The sequence below is a fragment of the Cutibacterium modestum genome (genome assembly GCF_008326345.1).
GTDB classification, from domain to species: domain Bacteria; phylum Actinomycetota; class Actinomycetes; order Propionibacteriales; family Propionibacteriaceae; genus Cutibacterium; species Cutibacterium modestum.
The window spans coordinates 500,848-519,059 of sequence record NZ_BJEN01000003.1; the positions used below are offsets into that span (position 1 = coordinate 500,848).

Here is an 18,212-nt window from a genome sequence, read left to right on the forward strand (position 1 = left end):
ATTGGCAGGAATGGATGAGGAATGAGTGAACTTTTCGTCTTCGACACCAGTTTCAGCACATTTCGCGCCGAGTCCTTCGCCAATGAAGCCACTGGACGGCTGGTGCAGAACGCTGTGACCGGTACCGGCGCTGACACTATTAGCCTGGACCGCACCCTCGCCCGTGTTATCGTCACCGCATCTCGTGACGCTGATGAAAAAGTGTGCTCCATCATGGACCACCCGCCGAGGACGGCGGATGGAGTTTACCGACATTGTTGCCAAGTACGGTCTGACGCCTTACTTGGGCGATGCCCGACACTGAATCGGCTGGCAACACTGGTCAGATGAACCGGGCTCTGGCCACCGTGCTGCGCCGGGCCATTGAGCACATCCGGGAGGCCGCCACGAACTCCGATATGTCAGAAGGGGCTTTGCAGATGGAGGCGGCCCGCAGTGCTGTCCTCGACGCGGTGTGGCGGATTCTGGTGATCTACCTGGGGACGCCACCTATCAGCTTCACGTGGCAGCACCGCGACAAGGACGAGAACTTCCACCGCAAGGGCACCTACACCCCGCTGGAGTTCGCCCACGAGATCGTGCCGCAGGTCTTCGAACCGTGGGCCAGCCTGGGCCATGACCCATGCGAGGAGCATCCGGTCGGCCGCACCTACGTCCAAGAACACACTCCATTTATGGAGGTGGCACTCCCTACTGGTACCTTTCGGTGGAGCTCGACGCCAGCGAGAAAACCGTTATCGACTCCATCGTCGCCGGGGAAACGGTCTGGTTCACCTGCAACGTCAAGCAGTTCGACAAGGGTCTCGGCGTCTGGGACGTTAACTTGCACGACTACGGGGCCCTGTACGGGGTTAACCTCGAGATGTCGAAGGCCGAGAGGTTGCGGTTGCGTGAGTCCGGTGGCACCCACGCGATGACCTTCGTTGGTGTAGACTTCGTTGACAATACCCCGGCGCGTTGGAGGGTCGAAAATTCGTGGGGTGAGGAGGTCGGAAGGGGCTCTTCACGATGAACGGCTCGTGGTTTGACAAGTACGTTCACACCATCGTGGTGCCCGAGTGGGACATGATCTGGTCCTGCGTTGTTGCCGGGTGGGAGGATTGGCCCCATGATGACCCCGATCCTCACCACTCTTGGTTTCGTCATGCACCCCGATGGTGAACACGTCCTCATGGTGCACCGCATCGCCCGTCCTGGTGACGATCAGCTCGGTAAATACAACGGGCTGGGTGGCAAAGTCGAGCCGGGAGAGGACGTCGTCGCCGGCATGAGGCGCGAGCTACGCGAAGAAGCCAGCATCGAAGTTGATGCCATGAGGCTGCGTGGCACTGTCTCATGGCCAGGGTTTGGCCGTCACGGAGAGGACCATTTCGGATTTGTCTTCGTCGTCGATTCCTGGCATCCCCTTGGCGACGCCATCCCTGACGCCAACGAAGAAGGGCCACTGGCCTGGGAGCGTGTCGACTCGCTCGACGAGTTACCGATGTGGGAAGGGGACCGTTACTTCCTGCCGCTGGTCTTCGATCCCGATACCCCGCAGTTCCACGGCTGTCTGCCTTATCACGATGGTCGACCGACCGGGTGGTCGTACTCCGTGTAAACCCCTGATGGTGGTGGGCATCGTGGGGCGTGACGCCGCGCTTGCACTGAATCTTAGGTAAAGCTAGCCTTATGCCCACTTTGTATCGTTGCTGTGCGTCTTAAAGGAAGGCCCGCCACCATTATGAATGTCACAAGAGCTCTCGGCGCCATCGCCACGGTTGCCCTTGCGTTAGGTCTTGGTGCCTGCGCTGGTGGCTCCCCAGAGAAAGAGCCGAGTGGTCATGCTTCAGCTCTGAAGGTTACCGACGTCGCAGGGCGTACGGTTTCCTTCGATGCTCAACCTCAACGCATTCTTTTAGCTGAGGGGCGTGCGCTGATGGCCACCAGCGTTCTGAACAAGAAGGATCCAGCTAAGAACGTGGTAGCCGTCGGTGGGGACTTGCACCAGGCTGCCCCCAGCTTCGAGTCCGCACTGTATCGGGCCCGCCCACAGGTGAGCACGCTTCCAGTGATTGGCAGTATTGCCAAGGGAGACGTCACTGTGGAGAATATGCTGTCGTTTAAACCTGATGCGGTGGTCATGACCCTGGATCAGAAGGAGTCCGCTGAAAAGACTGGATTCCTTCAGAAAATGGATCAGGTCAAGCTCCCCTACGTTTTCATTGATTTTCGGAAGAAACCTCTAGAAAACACTACGAAGTCGATGACGACACTCGGACGTATCTTTGGCGGGAAAGCTGTTGATCGTGCTAAAGAATTTAATACCTTCTATCAATCGAAGGTTGACGACGTGTTACGACGGGTCTCTCGGGCAGGCGATAAACCTCGCACATTTCTGTGGCGTGCCGCGGGGCTTAAGGATTGCTGCTCCACCTTTGCGGATCTCAATCTAGGTGACGTCGTCACCGCTGCTGGTGGGCACAATCTTGGGGAGGACCTGCTCCGGACCCCCGCGGGTGATGTCACCCCAGAGAAGGTCGTAGCAACCCAACCAGAACACATCATTGCTACCGGCGGTTCGTGGGCCAAAGATCCAAAAAAGGCGGAGTCTGTTCCCCACGTCCAACTTGGCTATAACGTTACCGAGGACGTTGCGCAAAAGACCTTGGCTGGCCTGCTTAAGACTCCGGGATTCTCCTTGCTTAAGGCGCCGAAGGAGGGAAGGATGCACGCGGTCTATCATCAGTTCTACGACTCTCCCTTCAACGTCTTTGCACTCGAGCAGTTTGCGGCGTGGCAACATCCCAAACAATTCGAGGGAGTCGATCCAACGAAGGACTTCGCCAAATTCCACAAGGACTATCTTCCCTTCGACTATCACGGCGTGTTCTTCGTTACGCTAAAAAAGCGAAACTGACATGAGCAACATTGATGTTTCCCTTGTTCGGGAGGATCCTGCCGTCGGGATGGCGACTGTGGTGCGGGGATATTACCGGCGAGCCCGTTGGAAGTGCTGGGCCATTGTCTTGCTGTCGGTCATTGCGGTCACTGCGTTCCTGGTTACCATCGTAGTTGGCCCTGTGGATATCACCCTTACCCAGCTGGTGAAAGCAGTGGCCACTCCCGCCACGGTGGACGATCAGACCAGAATGGTGTTGTGGCAACTACGCATTCCGTCCTCGGTGATGGCGGTACTCATTGGGGTTTGCCTTTCGCTTGCAGGTGCGCACATGCAGACCATCCTGGACAACCCGCTGGCTGAGCCCTTCACATTGGGGATCTCTGCGGCTGCGGCTTTTGGAGCGGCTGCCTCTATCGTCTTGGGCTGGACGATCATTCCCAACGCCCAGTTCAACGTGGCGGTCTGTGCGGCGGTGGCATCCCTGGTCGCGGTTGCCATCGTTGCCGGTGTTTCGCGCCGTCGGGACGATGGCCGGGAATCCATGATCCTGCTTGGCATTGCCCTGGTCTTCGGATTTCATGCGCTTCTGGCCCTCTTGCAGTACCGCGCCACCCCGGAGGCCCTCCAGCAGATCGTCTTCTGGACGATGGGTTCTTTACAGCGGGCCACGTGGACCTCGAATGCCATCATCGCCGCCGTCCTGGCTATCGCTATTCCTATCACGATGGCCCATTCAGGGCAGCTGACTGCGCTGAGACTCGGCGATGAGCGTGCTGCCGCTATGGGGGTGAACGTGCCCCGGCTGCGGTCGCGGATCCTTATCTTGGCGTCACTGCTGGCAGCGGTTACCGTCGCCTTCGCCGGGGTCATCGGATTCGTCGGTCTAGTCGGTCCCCACGTCGCCCGCATCCTGGTCGGCGAGGAACAGCGCTACTTCGCCCCTGCCTCTGCGGCTACTGGGGCTTTCCTCTTGGCCACCGCCCATGCCTTGTCGATCACCATCATCCCTGGGGTGGCGATACCCATCGGGATCATCACCGCACTGGTGGGGGTGCCAGTGTTTGTTTCCCTCATCCTTACGCGGCATCGTGTCTTCGGAGGGGCATCGTGAACGTCCGCCTGACTAACCTGCACTTGTCCTATGGGCGGCGTCACGTGCTCGACGGAGTGAGTCTTGGCCCACTGGAGCGGGGGACGGTCACCGGGCTACTTGGACCCAACGGAGCGGGAAAATCCACACTCATCAAAACCATTGCCGGGCTGAAGACCCCCACCTTAGGGGAGGTGATCATCAGTGATGACGGTCGACACATCAGCGGAACGCAACTGCGAAACGTTGTGGGCTATCTTCCCCAGGACGTGCTCGCTACCGCGTCCTTGACCGTCCTCGAGTCGGTCTTGACTTCGGCTCGCAGCAGGAGCAAGACGACAGTGGAACGTGCTGCTAATCTCTTGGAGCGCATCGGTATCGCACACATCGCCCACCGGTTTATCTCTCAACTCTCCGGTGGCCAACGGCAATTGGTGGCATTGGCGCAGATGGTCGTTCGCGATCCCCAGGTCTTGTTGCTCGACGAGCCCACCTCCGCATTGGATCTGCACAACCAGATCGAGGTGTTGCGCCTGGTACGCAAGGCTGTTGATGATGGGTCCAAGATGGCCATCGTAGCCCTCCACGACCTCAACCTGGCCGCCTGTTACTGTGACCGCTTGGTGCTGTTGCACGCAGGTGGGGTGCATGCCGAAGGACAGCCGTCAGAGGTCCTCACCCCCGACGTGTTAGAGCGCGTCTATGGGTTCCGTGCCCGGGTGCTTGACGACCACGGCATCCCCGTCGTTCGTCCAGTGGTAACCGCGTGATCTTTGGGCGTTGATCTTGATCAGCCGGCTAGCCCCACGATCCACAAAACCAGGCAGACCACCGGCGCCACCCAACGAGAACTCCATGCCCCATAGTGATTCTCCACGAACATACTGTCTGCTCGCGGATTTCCCCCTGGCAGGCTGTATGGGGCGATGGCTGGGAGCGCAAGACTCACCGGCAGCAGGATCGAGAACGGTACCGATGTTGTCACGATGGGGGTACCCGCGAGGACTCCCATTGCCATAATGCCGCCCAGAGCCAGCATGATGGAGACTGCTGTGACCACGTCCTGTCCGGAACCGTCCGGTTCAACGAAGGATTCCACGAAGGTCAGCAGGCCGGGGATCACGATGATCGCGACGAAGAGCAGCGCCCAGCTGACGTTGGTGTGGGCGCCCCAGTTGAGGGGCTTGGTGCGTGACGCGTAATAGGTCGTCGCCATAGCGCCAAGCTGGAATGCCGAACCGGTGAAATGATGGATGTACCACCCTGCTGAACGGTGCGATAGATCGCCCCCGGAAGTCGTGTTCTGCGACCCCCGGGACTGCAGGCGTTGGGTGAATCTCAATCGATTCTCGTAAGTGGTGATAGCCACGACAGTACTGGTTGCTCCTCGTGTGGAAAACGGTGTATTACGATGCCTCGACCAAAAATTCTACCCACACTGTCAGAAAGTACCTCTAGGGTAGCAGGTGGATCACACCGTGGCGCGTCGTTTGGTTAGTAGCGAGGGGCGCAAGGCCCTCGAGCTAGCCAGCACCGAAGCCGATCCTGACTCGTTGTCAGCTGCCACCAGGTTGCGTCGTCAGATAGATGCCGATCTCGCCGCAGCAGTTCTCGATCAAATCAGCTTGAGGCGTCAGGCTGTTGCGAAACTTGGACCGGTAGCTGCGTCAATGTTGTGGACTCGTGACGGTCTGGAGCAAGCCACCCGTGGAGATGTGTCGCGATGGCGTGCCCTTCGCCTCAACGAGGCTGGATTCACCCACGTTATTGATCTCGGATGCGCCTGCGGGGCGGACGCGCGAGCGTACCTCGATGCTGGCTTCGAGGTGACAGCCGTCGAGGTCGATCCGGTGACGGCCGAGTTAGCGCGCCACAATTTGCCCGAAGCACAGGTGATGTGTGCTGACGCTACGGCGGTCTACGGTGACCTCTGTGAGCAGGTTGACAGCACCACAGTCGTCATGCTCGATCCGGCTCGACGTACGCGCCGGGGCCGAACCTGGCGGTTAGAAGATGTGCAGCCGCCGTGGTCATTTGTTGAGAAAGTGCTCGAATCGGTGTCCGCAGTTGTCAAACTGGGGCCTGGTGTCGATCGTTCCCAGTTGCCAGACCTCCCCGTCACCTATGTCGGACATCGTGGAGACCTGGTTGAGGCGACGGTGTGGTCCGGGTTTGGCGACCTGTGGCCGGGGGATCGGGCAGTGCTGATTGATCCTGCGGGAGTGCACCAACTGCCCGGTAGGTGTCCTGCCCCTGCAGTTGGTGAACTCGGCCCCTTTGTGGCTGAACCTCATCCGGCGGCAATCCGTGCTGGTTGCCTCTCGGCAATCGATGGATCGTTGCACGCGGTGTCGGGGGGCATCGCCTATCTCACCGCAGTTGAACCTGTTGCCTCTCCGTGGCTGACATGGTTTGCCGTCAAGGAGGTTCTGCCTCTAGACGTCAGATCGCTGCGGTCCTGGGTTCGTAACCATCACGTCGGAACGGTCGAGATCAAGAAACGCGGTGTCAACGTCGACCCCGTCGCGTGGCGACGCAAGCTTAAGCCGGCGGGGCCAAATTGCGTCACGTTCATCTGTACCCCGACCACCGGAAGCGCCAAGGCGCTGGTGTGTGATCGCGTGAGACTGCCATATGGCATCTCCGGAGGATTCCGGATGTGATGTCATGAGTCCATGTTGACTCTTCGGTGCCCGGCGAGATACTTCCTTGCTCTGCTGTTGGCTCCGCTCGTCTTGCTGTCTGGCTGCGGGAAGTTCAATGCTGGTTTCGTCATCAAGGACGAGAACCATATCGAGGTCACCTTCACCTTCGGGGTTCTCAAATCGGACGTTGATCAGGATGGAAGCGATCAGTCCAAAAAGCTCGCGTCGCGCTTTCGTGACTGTTCCGAATTGACTCGATCGAGTGTCAGCCTGACTAGCAAGGTGAAGGTCAAGCCATTCGATGACGGTAGGTACGTCGGCTGCACGGTCGCTGGCACTGTGGCGGTAGCCGACATCACTTCTAAGTCTATCCGGCCTAGTAGCGGCGCGACGTCGTCTACAGGTTCATGGAGAAGACATGGGGGAGAGGGTCCGATCGACATTGCTTTTGATGACGAGACGATTCGGTTCCACTTTGACGGGTCAGATCTGTCTGATTCCGTGCCGGGTATGGGCCTCTCTGATGTCAGTGATATGTCTGATATCAGCGGTTTCAAGGTGTCGGTGACTTTCCCCGGCACAGTACTTAGCCACTCTGGATCGAGTACGGTCGACGGAAACACCGCGACATGGACCGACGTCAATGATCTCCTCTCGCCAGATGGCTTGACTGCGTCAGGTAAGAGCCAGGGTGGCCTCCCCAACTGGGTGTGGGGTATTGGCGCATTGCTGGTGCTGGCTATTGGTGGCGCCGTGACCGCAGTGGCCGTTAATAAGAAGTGGCAGACCTGTCCGGACGGCGAGGACCAGCGCCCAGACGTCAGCTAGGGATTGGCTGTTGCGAGGGTGTCCGCCACGTGATGTTTCGAGCCCTCTTGTGTGCCGTGAGTATGAGTAGGGGAAACGGGCTGCACAGATCGTTTAGAGATCTATCTGGTAAAGACGATCGCTTCTATTACAGATCTACCGCTACCGGCTCCGTTCGTGATTTTATGTGGTCATGCTGAGTGCTTCGCGTCGTATGAGACGCTGTCTCGTTTTGCTTCTCGCGCCCCTATTACTGCTTGCCGGGTGTGTAAAATTTGACACTTCCATGGAGCTCAAGGACGAGAACCACATCCACCTCAAGGCCACGGTTGGTATCTCCAAATCAATGGTCGGCATGTCGGGTGGAAACCTCCCGCCTGAGTTCTCCGACTGCAGCAATTCGAAGGAATCCGCCGGTGTCGGCTCGAGTGACAAGGCCGAGAAGCTTGAGGACGAGGAGTACATCGGGTGCACCTTTACCAAGGACACCACCGCTGCCGAGCTCAACAAAGAGCCTGGCATGAAGGTCACCTTTGACGAAGATGAGGTGTCCGCCCAGGTGAGTTCGGACTTATTCCGGGATAGTGGCCGCTCCGGCGAAGCCATTGGCGCGACCATGTTTAGTGACTTTAAAGTCTCCGTGACCTTCCCGGGAAAGGTCGTCAGTCATTCTGGATCGAGCACGGTCGACGGGAACACCGTTACCTGGACCGATCCGAAAGACTTGTTCTCCAGTTCGGGGCTGACCGCGGCGAGTAAGCGCTCGAACGGTATACCGGCCTGGATCTGGATTGGTGCTGCCGTCGTCGGCCTGGCCATTGCCGGTGCTGTTGTGGTCATCGTGAGCAAGAAGAAGGGCCCGAAGGCGACCCAGCCGGAGGATGATGATGCTCCGTGGGCTATGCAGTACCTAGGTGATGGGCGACTACAGGGACAGTCGCAGCCTCCACAGGCGTCGAGTCAACAGGATTCGGGTCAGCCTTGGGGTAATCAGCCCTGGGGATATGCCTCAGGTGATGCGACGAGCGCGCCCCAGCCCGGCCAGGACCCGGTCCGTCGCCAGGGCTCGCAGCCGGGTTGGCAGTCTCCGTCAGACCCTGACGATTTCTGGAAGAGTCCCGGGTCTCATTGATGGTTGCTGACCTTCGGAGGGTCATTTCTGGCACTCCCGTTGCCTGAGTGCCAACGACGGGTGTACTTTCGTGGTTGGCACTCTCATGGTGAGTGTGCCAACGGACCTGAAGCACCCGCGACGCCGACGGTCCGTCGCGCTCGGGGCTCGCAACCCCTGGCGAGAGACAACGACATAATCCGTCTTCAGTAGAAAGGGGTCTTGACGTGGCAATCACGATCAAGCCGCTCGAGGACCGCGTCCTCGTCCAGCCTCTCGAGGCCGAGCAGACCACCGCTTCCGGACTCGTCATCCCGGACACCGCCAAGGAGAAGCCGCAGGAGGGCAAGGTCATTTCCGCCGGCCCCGGTCGCGTTGATGACAAGGGCACCCGCGTTCCCATGGACGTTAAGGAGGGTGACGTCGTCATCTTCTCCAAGTACGGCGGCACCGAGGTCAAGTACGACGGCCAGGAGTACCTGCTCCTCAATGCCCGTGACATCCTCGCCGTCGTCGAGAAGTGAGGCGCTGATACATGGCAGCCAAGCAACTTCAGTTTGACGAGGAGGCCCGTCGCTCCCTCGAGCGCGGCGTCGACACCCTCGCCGACACCGTCAAGGTGACTCTCGGCCCCAAGGGCCGCTACGTCGTTCTCGACAAGAAGTGGGGAGCCCCGACCATTACGAACGACGGCGTGACCGTCGCCAAGGAGGTCGACCTCACTGACCCGTACGAGAACCTCGGCGCCCAGCTCGCCAAAGAGGTCGCCACCAAGACCAACGACGTGGCCGGTGATGGAACCACCACCGCCACCGTGCTCGCCCAGTCTCTCGTTCACGAGGGTCTGCGCGCCGTGGCTTCCGGGGCGAACCCGGTCGGGCTCAAGCGCGGTATCGAGAAGGCCGTCGACGCCGTCGTGGAGGAGCTCCGCTCTATCTCGCGCGCCATCGACACCACCTCGGATATGGCCAGTGTCGCCACCATCTCCAGTCGTGACGAGACCATCGGCTCCCTTATCGCTGAGGCCTTCGACAAGGTTGGTAAAGACGGGGTTATTACCGTTGATGAGTCGCAGACCTTTGGCACGGAGCTTGGCTTCACCGAGGGCATGCAGTTCGACAAAGGTTACCTGTCTCCTTACATGGTCACCGATCAGGATCGCATGGAGGCTGTGATCGAGGATCCTTACATCCTCATTCACTCCGGCAAGATCTCGTCGATGAACGATTTGCTCCCCTTGTTGGAGAAGGTCATTGCTGCCCACGGCAGCTTGTTTATCGTGGCCGAGGACGTCGACGGGGAGGCTCTGAGCACCCTCGTCGTCAACAAGATCCGCGGTACCTTCAACTCGGTGGCCGTCAAGGCTCCGGCCTTTGGTGACCGCCGCAAGGCAATGCTGCAGGACATCGCCACCCTCACCGGTGGCCAGGTCGTCGCACCTGAGGTTGGGCTCAAGCTCGACCAGGTGGGCCTCGAGGTCTTGGGCCGCGCCAAGAAGGTTGTCGTCACCAAGGACAACGCCACGATCGTCGACGGTGCCGGTGACAAGGCCGACGTCGAAGGTCGCGTCGCCCAGCTGCGTGCTGAGTACGACAATTCCGATTCCGAGTGGGATCGCGAGAAGCTCCAGGAGCGCATCGCCAAGCTCGCCGGTGGTGTGTGTGTCATTCGCGTGGGTGCGGCCACTGAGGTCGAGCTCAACGAGAAGAAGCACCGCATCGAGGATGCTGTTTCCGCGACCCGTGCAGCCATTGAGGAGGGCATCGTTGCCGGTGGCGGCTCCGCCCTCATTCACGCTGCCCACGTGCTCGACGGGGATCTCGGTCTCGAGGATGACGAGAAGGCCGGTGTGCAGATTGTCGCCAAGGCCGTTCGCGAGCCGCTGCGCTGGATCGCTGAGAATGGTGGCGAGCCCGGTTACGTGATCGTCTCCAAGGTCGCCGAGATGGAGCCTGGACATGGCTACAACGGCAAGACCGGGCAGTACGTGGATCTCATCGCTGACGGCGTCATTGACCCCGTCAAGGTGACTCGTTCGGCCCTGGCCAACGCCGCCTCTATTGCCGCTCTGCTGCTCACCACCGAGACTCTCGTGGTGGACAAGCCGGAGGACGAGGACGACAACAAGTGAGGCTGACTCACTGATTCTCATAATCGGCGACGGGCCCCAGAACCACGTGGTTCTGGGGCCCGTCGCTATGGGGTGCTGTGGCCGTTGCAGGTGTGCCGTCGGAGGTGTCTGATCATGCATGACCTTAAGACCGAGGAGCGTTACTCTCCACAGCTCGTGTCTTTGAGCGGTTTACCTTCACGGTCCATGGTGTTGAAAATCTCATGGCCTTCCGGCAGGTGCTGCAGGTAGTCGCGTTCGCTATCGGGGGCAGTGTGCTCCAGTCCAAGCTCCGCACTAAGAGCATCTTGGGCTGCGGCACGCAAGGCGTATTCGGCATCTGCATTCTTGAGCTGATCTGGAGTGGCGTCGTTGGCCACCATCATGCCGACCTGCGCATCCTCAGGGACCTGCGGGATGACTCCGGCATCGACGCGCTCACGGTGCCCCTTGATCTCACGAGCGATAACGCGCGCTAGGAAGTACATTCCCAGCACATTCGGCACTGCCATGAGAAAGAGCATGGCGTCGGCCAGATCAAGAATTGAGGTCATATTTGTTGCGGCCCCGACTACCAACAAGATGAGGAAGAGCACGTTGTAGATGCGCTCGGCAGTGGCTGAGTTGCCGAATAGGTAACCCACAGCCTTTTTACCGTAGAACGAGTAGGACAGCATTGTCGAGAATGCGAACAGCACCACAGCCAGCGTCAGCAGGGAGCTGAACCACGGGGCAACGGTTTTCAGCGCCTGGGTGGTCATCTGCACGCCATTGGCACCACCGTTCCGGTAAACCCCAGTGATGATGATGGTGATGGCCGTCATAGTGCAAATGACGACTGAGTCGATGAACGGCTCCCACATGGCAACGAAGCCTTCTTGAGCCGGGCGACGCGTCTTTACCGCAGAGTGAGCGATACCAGCGGTACCGACCCCGGCCGCATTCGAGAAGGCGGCACGTTGGACGCCGACGATCAGTACTCCGAGGATCCCACCAGCGACGCCGTGCCCGGTGAAGGCACCGGACCAGATGGCCTCGAAGGCACTGCTGACCTGGGAGATGTTGGCGCCAATAACGGCCAGACACATGATGACGTAGAGGATGCCCATGAACGGCACAATCTTGGAGGTCGCAGCGCCGATCTTGGAGGCACCTCCGACGATGACGATCCCGACGAGGACCGTGAAGACTAGGCCAACGACCCACATGTGGGTGCCAATCCAGGAGCTCTGACCGCCGGCGAACATCGCGAGCTGGTAGGCAGCCTGATTGGACTGGAACATATTGCCGGCGCCAATGACACCAAAGGTGGTGCAGATGGCGAAGAGGGCAGCAAGGACGCGGCCCAGTTTGGGTTTTCCGATCGACGCAAGACCGTCACGCAGGTAGTACATCGGACCACCAGAGGTGGTTCCGTCATCGTTGATGATGCGGAATTTCACCCCGAGTGTGGCCTCAGACATTTTGACGCTCATGCCGACCAACCCGGCTACCGCAATCCAGAACGAGGCTCCCGGCCCTCCGGTTGCGATCGCGGTGGCGACACCGGCGATATTTCCCAGGCCGACGGTGCCTGACAACTCGGTTGCGAGGGCCTGGAAGCTGGTGACGTCACCAGGGTCGGTGTGACGGGAGAAGTGGCCCCGCATCACGTGGCTGGAGTGACGGATCGATGCTGGACGCAGCTGCTGAAAGCCCAGGTAGATGGTGAAGAAAATGCCGGCCCCGAGCAACCAAGCCAGGATGAGCGGGAATTCATTTCCCCCCGGCATGGGGATAGCCCAGAACACCGCGCCAGAAATGGCGGTAGCAATGGGGGAGACGAAGTTGTCGATGGTTTGATCCAAGCTCAGTGGAGCTGGGGTAAGGATCTCGAGGCTTGATAATACGATGCCAAGTGGCACGAAGGGTCCTATCCGTTGACGACATGGGACACCAAGCCCGGCACCAGCCATCCGTGACAGCCGATCTCAACGCGCACCGGCGCCAGTGGCTCGGCGGGTACGGCCACCCACATCGCCATGACCGCGGGCAGGGCCGCGCCTGTGGCGGAGCAAAACCGCCCTGAATACTTTAGCGGTTGGGTGTGTCACATGGCCCAAACCTCCGACACTGGCGCTTCTTCGCGGCGTCTGATTGTGTTATTCCCCTACGCTAAGTGGTGATGACCGCGACCGCCCCCCTTGACGAATTTCAGTCTGTCCTGGCGCATAGCCAACCGGATTGGCAACGTCTGGTTGAGGTGTTGACGGTGGGGTTCGTCGGCTCGCTCATGATGACGTTGTCGGGTTGGGGATCTCCGAATGGCGGGGTCCCCGCGCATGTGCGTCCGATGGGTGTGGCAGTGGCTGTCAGCGGCATCACAGGTCTGGCTGCCATAATCATCGCGTGGTTGCGTTCCCGCAAACTCGTGGGACGCCGCGTGCTGACTCTGGTCGTGTGGTCGTTGCCGCTGCTTTTTGGCCCGCCGCTGCTGAGCCAAGATGGATGGGCCTACGCGGCTCAAGGTTGGATTCTCACCCAGGGGATGGACCCATACCTCGTCCCGCAAGGTCTGGCCGAAGTTCTCGGCAAGGCTGTTGACACGCCGTGGCAAGAAACGACGGCGGTGTATCCCCCCGGGTCACTGTGGATTCAGGCAGCCATGGTGAAGCTTGGCCACGCGGATCCCTTGTGGTCCATGATGCTTATGCGAGTACCCGCCGTCATCGGCGTTGCGCTCATGGTTTGGGCTGTCCCTCGCTTAGCACGTTACGCCGGAACCGACCCGGACCACGCCCTTTGGCTGGTGGTGTGTTGCCCATTGATGACGTTGAGCGTGATTGGGGGCATGCACAATGACGGACTTCAGGTGGGTTTGTCTCTTATCGCACTCGTTGCGGCCGCACATCTGGCCTTGACGGGCCGGGGTTGGCTCGGGCTCGTTCTTGGCGGGGCGCTCGTCGGGCTGGCTGGCAGCGTCAAGCAGCCCGGCGTGCTAGCTGGGGTTGGCGTCGTCGCCCTAGTCCACGTCAATGCGGTGCGCCACGGTGGCCATCAATGGTCGACTCGCAATTGCTGGTCGGCGCTACTCGCTCGCATCGCAGCAGGCGCAATTCCTGCCGTGGCCGTATTTGGCGGGATTTCGGCTATCCATGGGTTAGGTCTGGGGTGGCTCAACAGTACGGCAGGTAGCCCGGTATCAGTGACCAGCGACTCTCCGATTGCGCTCGTCGTCCAGATTTTGCGAGGCAGCAGAGGCATTCCGTTGGACAGGCTAGTTGGGCCGGCGACCGGCGTCAGTCTGGCCCTCACCGTCGCTGCCATGATCTGGTGTTGGATGCGATGGGGCCCCATTCCGCCTTGCAACATTCGACTGGGCCGAGTCGCATCGCGTAGCTGTAACGTGAACAACGTCGTTACAGGCCAAATTGGCAGCCCCCTTCGGCTGCAAGCAGGCGTGATGATCGTCTTTGCCGCCCTAGGGGCGTCCTTACAGCCTTGGTATCTCATTGGTCCGCTGGCATTGCTCGCCTCAGTTCAGTTGCGGCGGACCCACCGCGACGCCGTCATTGGTGGCGTTGTCGCTACTGTCATACTCACCATGATGCAGTGGTATTGGTCGCCGTATGTGTGCCTGCCGCTGGTCATCGTGGGATATTTCATCGTCTGGCGGATTCCGAAAGCAAGGGCATTCGTGACAGCGGCGAGCTGACGGGACCGCCTCGCTCAAGACGGCAGGCCAGGCCACGGGTGAGGACCGTCGATGCGAGCGGCGATAGGATGACGAGTATCCCGGTGAAAGGTGGCTCATGACCTCGGACTCCCGCCCGACCACGATTGAGGAGCTGGCACCGCTAGCCCTCACCTTCGATGACGTCCTGCTTCAGCCAGTTGAGAGCAACGTCATTCCCTCCCAAGTCAAGACGACGACGAGGGTTTCCCGCAACATTTCCATCGCGATTCCGCTTGTCAGCGCGGCGATGGATACCGTCACTGAGACCCGGATGGCGGTCGCTATGGCGCGTGAAGGTGGCCTTGGCATCCTGCACCGTAACCTGTCCATTGAGGATCAGGCAGCCATGGTCGATCAGGTGAAACGCTCTGAGGCAGGCATGGTTGACGAGCCCATCACAATCTCCCCCAATGCCACCTTGGCTGACGCCGAAGAGCTTTGCCACACCTACCGAATTTCAGGTGTGCCTGTTGTTGATGACAGGGAAAACCTGGTTGGCATCGTCACGAACCGGGACATGCGCTTTGAGGACAACCCACAGCGTCCTATCCGCGAGGTTATGACCCCGGCCCCGCTCGTTACCGCTCCAGTGGGAACCAGTCCCTCTGACGCTCTTTCGCTGCTGGCTGCCCATAAGATTGAGAAGCTGCCGCTCGTCGACGCTGACGGTAAGTTGCGTGGCCTGTTCACCCTCAAGGACTTCGTCAAGGCCGATAAATACCCCAATGCCACCAAGGATCCGCAAGGACGCCTACGTGTAGGTGCCGCAATCGGATTCTTCGGCAACTCGTGGGACCGCGCTATGGCTCTGGTCGAAGAAGGAGTTGACCTCATCATCGTCGACACCGCCCACGGCCACACCCAGGGTGTCCTTGACATGATCGCCCGGCTGAAAGCCGAGCCAGCCGCCCAGGGTGTTGACGTTGTCGGCGGCAATATCGCCACCTATGAGGCCGCCAAAGCGCTGTGCGAGGCGGGTACTGACGGCATCAAGGTTGGTATTGGGCCGGGTTCGATCTGCACTACCCGCGTCGTTGCCGGGGTCGGCGTCCCGCAGGTGACTGCCATCTTTGAAGCTTCCAAGGCTGCTCGTCAATATGGCGTGCCGGTTATCGGTGACGGTGGCCTACAGTACTCCGGTGACATTGCCAAGGCTCTTGTCGCCGGTGCCGATGCCGTCATGCTCGGCTCTTTACTGGCTGGTTGTGAGGAGTCCCCCGGCGAGCTCGCCTTCATCAACGGCAAGCAGTTCAAGACTTACCGTGGCATGGGATCGATGGGAGCCATGTCGGCGCGTGGCGAGAAGTTGTCCTACTCCAAAGATCGTTACTTCCAGGGCGATGTCACGACTAACGACAAGATCATTCCGGAGGGCATCGAAGGCCAGGTCGCTTACCGCGGCCCGCTTGGCGCGGTGGCCTACCAGCTGGTCGGTGGGCTGCGTCAGTCGATGTTCTACACCGGGGCCCGAACTATCGACGAGTTGCACGAGCGAGGACGCTTCGTGCGTATCACCTCGGCGGGTTTGCGCGAGTCTCATCCGCATGACATTCAGATGACGGTTGAGGCCCCCAATTACTCTGTCCACTGACGGGCGAGCCGGACATCCGGCAGGAAAGGAATCATGTACGACATCGGACGCAGCAAGCGTGCCACCCGGGCTTACAGTCTGGACGACATCGCCCTCATTCCCTCGCGGCGCACCCGTGGCACCGAGAGGGTGAACCTGGAGTGGCGCATCGACGCGCTCACCTTCGACTTCCCGATCATGGCCGCCCCCATGGACTCGGTCATGAGCCCGGCGACGGCTATTGAATTTGGGCGTTTGGGGGGCCTGGGCGTGCTCAACCTTGAAGGCTTGTGGACCCGTTACGAGGATCCCACTCCGTACCTCGAGGAGCTGGCTGGTATGAGCGACGATGTCGCCACCACCCGTCGGATGCAAGAGATTTACGCCGAGCCAATCAAGGCTGAGCTCATCACCGAACGGATGGCTGAAATCCGGGCCGCTGGGGTGCCAGTGGCGGGGTCGCTGTCACCGAAGAATGCCTCGCGTTTCTCCGAAACGGTGGTCAATACCGGGGCGGACTTTTTCGTTATCCGTGGCACGACGGTGTCGGCGGAGCACGTGGCCAACGGTGACGACGTCCTGGACCTGCGTAAGTTCATTTACGAGCTCGACGTACCCGTTATCGTCGGTGGTTGCGCTACCTACCAGGCCGCCTTGCATCTTATGCGCACCGGTGCTGCCGGTGTCCTTGTAGGTTTCGGTGGAGGAGCGGCCCACACCACTCGCCAGGTGCTGGGTATCCAGGTGTCAATGGCATCCGCGATCGCCGACGTTGCCGAAGCGCGTCGTGACTATATGGATGAGTCGGGGGGACGCTACGTCCACGTCATCGCCGATGGCTCAGTGGGTCGTTCTGGCGACATCGCCAAGGCCATCGCCTGCGGTGCTGACGCCGTCATGGTCGGTTCGCCACTGGCTCGGGCTACCGAGGCCCCTGGCAAAGGTTGGCACTGGGGCGCTGAGGCGTGGCACCCCAACCTGCCGCGTGGTGCTCGGGTCCACTTTGAGCCGGTGGGGACCCTTGCCGAGGTGCTCAATGGTCCTTCCCGCGTCCCGGACGGCACCATGAACCTGGTTGGTGGGCTGCGTCAGGCCATGGCCACCACTGGATACTCGGAGGTTAAGGAGTTCCAGCGCATCGAGCTGACGATTCGTTAACCGTTCCACGAGGCAGAACGTTGCTCCGGTGAGCGGGTGGATCGCTAGCCTTCGGCCATGAGCGAAGTGCCCGAAGAATTGATCGTGTTGCGCGGCGCGATTGACAACATGGACGCCGCCCTCATCCATCTGCTCGCCGAAAGGTTCCGGATTACTCGCGAGGTAGGCCGCCTCAAAGCTGAGCGCGGTTTACCGCCGGCCGATCCCGACCGTGAGGCCGAGCAGATCGCGCGGTTGCGGCAATTAGCCGTCGAGTCGAACCTCGATCCCGAATTCGCGCAGAAGGTCATTAAGTTCATTGTGGCCGAGGTGGTGCGTCACCACGAGGCTATTGCTGACGGCGACGATTAGCGGCGGATGCAGGCGGGCCCCAGCTCGGACAACTGAACCTCAGATCAAGCGATGACGTCGCCCTGGTGCACCTTCGACGGGATCCCAACGACGACCGTGCCGGGGGCGACGTTCTTAACGACTAAGGCGTTGGCGCCGATCTTGCAGTCGTCGCCCACCGTGATGTCACCAATGACCTTGGCTCCGGCGCCGATGAGAACACGGTTGCCAATCGTGGGGTGACGCTTGAACTGCCCGCGGGCGCGACCACCGAGAGTCACCTGATGGTACATGAGGACGTCATCACCGATGACAGCCGTCTCACCAATAACGACGCCCATGCCGTGGTCGATGAAGAACCGGCGTCCAATCGTCGCTCCCGGATGGATCTCAATACCGGTGATATGACGAGACAATTGCGACAACAACCGCGCTAATGGTCGCAGCGCTGGGCTCTTGACCCACATAGTGTGGGCTAGGCGATGCGCCCAAATGGCGTGAACACCTTGGTAAGCGATGGCGACCATGATTTTCGAGGTTGCGGCGGGATCCTCGCGCATGGCGGCGTCGAGGTCCTCCATCACGCGTTCCTTACATCGCTTGAAGGTCTGGAGCAGGGCCGCTGTCTCAGTGCTCATATGTCCACCTTGGTTCTGCCGGTGAATAATGCCGGTAAAAACCATATCGAGCCGTGACCCTCCGGCCAACGGGGATGGTTGGGTTGATGCCGTTGTGCGTCATTTAGGCACATGGTTGACGAGATATCCGTGGCAATATGGGTACCGTGAGTGG

General features: G+C 60.1%; 18 protein-coding genes and 2 pseudogenes. 17 read left to right on the forward strand and 3 right to left on the reverse strand.

All coding sequences use genetic code 11. The features are described 5' to 3' along the window. The first annotated feature begins 21 nt into the window (after positions 1 to 21). The 7 genes and pseudogenes from F1563_RS10770 to F1563_RS10800 all read left to right on the forward strand — a co-directional run bounded on the left by F1563_RS10770 (position 22) and on the right by F1563_RS10800 (position 4,744). On the forward strand, positions 22 to 330 hold the full coding sequence (locus F1563_RS10770) for a hypothetical protein (protein ID WP_002528680.1): 309 nt from the start codon (positions 22 to 24) through the stop codon (positions 328 to 330). Continuing rightward, a pseudogene (locus F1563_RS14690) lies at positions 327 to 599 on the forward strand (C1 family peptidase); the annotation flags it as partial. The gene F1563_RS10770 and the pseudogene F1563_RS14690, both read left to right, overlap by 4 nt. A gap of 107 nt (positions 600 to 706) precedes the next feature. Then, a complete protein-coding gene (locus F1563_RS14695) occupies positions 707 to 1,012 on the forward strand; it encodes a C1 family peptidase (protein WP_002528678.1) in 306 nt (101 codons plus the stop codon). Positions 1,013 to 1,108: 96 nt separating this feature from the next. Continuing rightward, on the forward strand, positions 1,109 to 1,600 hold the full coding sequence (locus tag F1563_RS10785; protein WP_002528677.1) for an NUDIX hydrolase: 492 nt from the start codon (positions 1,109 to 1,111) through the stop codon (positions 1,598 to 1,600). Positions 1,601 to 1,723: 123 nt separating this feature from the next. Next, complete coding sequence (locus F1563_RS10790; protein WP_002546492.1) at positions 1,724 to 2,899, forward strand: ABC transporter substrate-binding protein; 1,176 nt, start codon at positions 1,724 to 1,726, stop codon at positions 2,897 to 2,899. A 1-nt stretch (position 2,900) separates the two neighbouring features. Continuing rightward, a complete protein-coding gene (locus tag F1563_RS10795) occupies positions 2,901 to 3,995 on the forward strand; it encodes a FecCD family ABC transporter permease (protein ID WP_002528675.1) in 1,095 nt (364 codons plus the stop codon). Next, complete coding sequence (locus tag F1563_RS10800) at positions 3,992 to 4,744, forward strand: ABC transporter ATP-binding protein (RefSeq protein WP_002528674.1); 753 nt, start codon at positions 3,992 to 3,994, stop codon at positions 4,742 to 4,744. Before F1563_RS10795 ends, F1563_RS10800 begins: the two co-directional genes overlap by 4 nt. A gap of 20 nt (positions 4,745 to 4,764) precedes the next feature. On the opposite strand, the gene F1563_RS10805 is transcribed toward F1563_RS10800, so the two are convergent. After that, positions 4,765 to 5,190 carry a hypothetical protein gene (locus tag F1563_RS10805; RefSeq protein ID WP_002528673.1) on the reverse strand — a complete coding sequence of 142 codons (426 nt, stop codon included), beginning with the start codon at positions 5,188 to 5,190 and terminating at the stop codon, positions 4,765 to 4,767. A gap of 250 nt (positions 5,191 to 5,440) precedes the next feature. On the opposite strand from F1563_RS10805, the gene F1563_RS10810 reads away from it, so the two are divergent. From F1563_RS10810 to groL, 5 genes are all read left to right on the forward strand, one after another. Next, a complete protein-coding gene (locus tag F1563_RS10810) occupies positions 5,441 to 6,637 on the forward strand; it encodes a THUMP-like domain-containing protein (RefSeq protein ID WP_002546493.1) in 1,197 nt (398 codons plus the stop codon). 12 nt (positions 6,638 to 6,649) lie between these two features. Further along, positions 6,650 to 7,447: an LppM family (lipo)protein gene (locus F1563_RS10815; RefSeq protein ID WP_002528671.1), complete on the forward strand. Its 798-nt coding sequence runs from the start codon at positions 6,650 to 6,652 to the stop codon at positions 7,445 to 7,447. A 193-nt stretch (positions 7,448 to 7,640) separates the two neighbouring features. Continuing rightward, on the forward strand, positions 7,641 to 8,558 hold the full coding sequence (locus F1563_RS10820) for an LppM family (lipo)protein (RefSeq protein WP_002533872.1): 918 nt from the start codon (positions 7,641 to 7,643) through the stop codon (positions 8,556 to 8,558). 206 nt (positions 8,559 to 8,764) lie between these two features. After that, the gene (groES, locus tag F1563_RS10825; RefSeq protein ID WP_002528669.1) at positions 8,765 to 9,061 is read left to right on the forward strand and encodes a co-chaperone GroES; all 297 of its coding nucleotides are present in this window, start codon (positions 8,765 to 8,767) and stop codon (positions 9,059 to 9,061) included. An 11-nt stretch (positions 9,062 to 9,072) separates the two neighbouring features. Next, positions 9,073 to 10,668, forward strand: coding sequence for a chaperonin GroEL (gene groL, locus F1563_RS10830; protein WP_002528668.1), 1,596 nt, complete (start codon positions 9,073 to 9,075; stop codon positions 10,666 to 10,668). Between the two features lie 140 nt (positions 10,669 to 10,808). Here groL and F1563_RS10835 read toward each other — a convergent pair whose 3' ends face one another. Continuing rightward, a complete protein-coding gene (locus F1563_RS10835; protein ID WP_172623702.1) occupies positions 10,809 to 12,494 on the reverse strand; it encodes an alanine/glycine:cation symporter family protein in 1,686 nt (561 codons plus the stop codon). Between F1563_RS10835 and F1563_RS14790 the strand changes: the two are divergent. The 5 genes and pseudogenes from F1563_RS14790 (at position 12,486) to F1563_RS10855 (ending at position 17,441) form a co-directional block, all read left to right on the forward strand. Then, a pseudogene (locus F1563_RS14790) lies at positions 12,486 to 12,812 on the forward strand (hypothetical protein). The gene F1563_RS10835 and the pseudogene F1563_RS14790 sit on opposite strands and share 9 nt — an antisense overlap. Further along, complete coding sequence (mptB, locus tag F1563_RS10840) at positions 12,812 to 14,341, forward strand: polyprenol phosphomannose-dependent alpha 1,6 mannosyltransferase MptB (protein ID WP_002528666.1); 1,530 nt, start codon at positions 12,812 to 12,814, stop codon at positions 14,339 to 14,341. The pseudogene F1563_RS14790 and the gene mptB overlap by 1 nt, the downstream one beginning before the upstream one ends. Positions 14,342 to 14,438: 97 nt before the next feature. After that, complete coding sequence (gene guaB / locus F1563_RS10845) at positions 14,439 to 15,953, forward strand: IMP dehydrogenase (protein ID WP_002528665.1); 1,515 nt, start codon at positions 14,439 to 14,441, stop codon at positions 15,951 to 15,953. 33 nt (positions 15,954 to 15,986) lie between these two features. Then, positions 15,987 to 17,090 (forward strand): GuaB3 family IMP dehydrogenase-related protein, encoded by a 1,104-nt coding sequence (locus F1563_RS10850; RefSeq protein ID WP_002528664.1) that lies wholly within the window; start codon positions 15,987 to 15,989, stop codon positions 17,088 to 17,090. 57 nt (positions 17,091 to 17,147) lie between these two features. Further along, on the forward strand, positions 17,148 to 17,441 hold the full coding sequence (locus tag F1563_RS10855) for a chorismate mutase (protein WP_002528663.1): 294 nt from the start codon (positions 17,148 to 17,150) through the stop codon (positions 17,439 to 17,441). Positions 17,442 to 17,485: 44 nt separating this feature from the next. On the opposite strand, the gene cysE is transcribed toward F1563_RS10855, so the two are convergent. Beyond that, positions 17,486 to 18,058 (reverse strand): serine O-acetyltransferase, encoded by a 573-nt coding sequence (gene cysE, locus F1563_RS10860; RefSeq protein WP_036958435.1) that lies wholly within the window; start codon positions 18,056 to 18,058, stop codon positions 17,486 to 17,488. Between the last annotated feature and the right edge of the window lie 154 nt (positions 18,059 to 18,212).